Source organism: Dietzia sp. UBA5065, from assembly GCA_002415925.1.
Classification (GTDB): Bacteria; Actinomycetota; Actinomycetes; order Mycobacteriales; family Mycobacteriaceae; genus Dietzia.
This window is the reverse complement of record DIAZ01000123.1, coordinates 4003-4457: the sequence shown is the minus strand read 5'-3', so window position 1 is coordinate 4457 and position 455 is coordinate 4003. Positions and strand designations below refer to the sequence as shown.

Here is a 455-nt window from a genome sequence, read left to right as displayed (position 1 = left end):
CCCGGACTCGTCGCCGCACTCCCCGACGACGAACTCCGCGCGTGCGGCATCTCCCGCCCCAAGGTGGCCGCGCTGCGCGATCTGTCCGACGCGGTGCGGACCGGCCGGATCCCCACGTTGCCGGAACTGACCACCCTCGACGACGACGAGGTGATCGCCGCTCTCACCGTCGTCCGCGGAGTGGGCCGATGGACCGTGGAGATGCTGCTGATCTTCCTGTTGGACAGGCCCGACGTGTTCCCCCTGGCCGACGTCGGGGTCCGCAGGGGGTTCGAGCGGGCTCTGGGACTCGACACCCCGGCCACCCCTGCCACCCCGGCCACCCCGGCCAGCCCGTCCACCCCGGCCCGGATGCTCGCCCGCTCCGGGATCTGGGCGCCGTACCGCTCGGTGGCGTCGTGGTACCTGTGGCGGGCGGTGGACCAGACCGGCCAGCCAACACCGACACCGACACC

The 455-nt window shown here is 73.2% G+C and carries 1 protein-coding gene; it reads left to right on the top strand.

Annotated features, from left to right (window positions below; all coding sequences use genetic code 11):
• On the top strand, positions 1-455 hold a 455-nt coding region (locus tag B4M60_RS09540; protein WP_414646778.1), incomplete at both ends, for a DNA-3-methyladenine glycosylase family protein.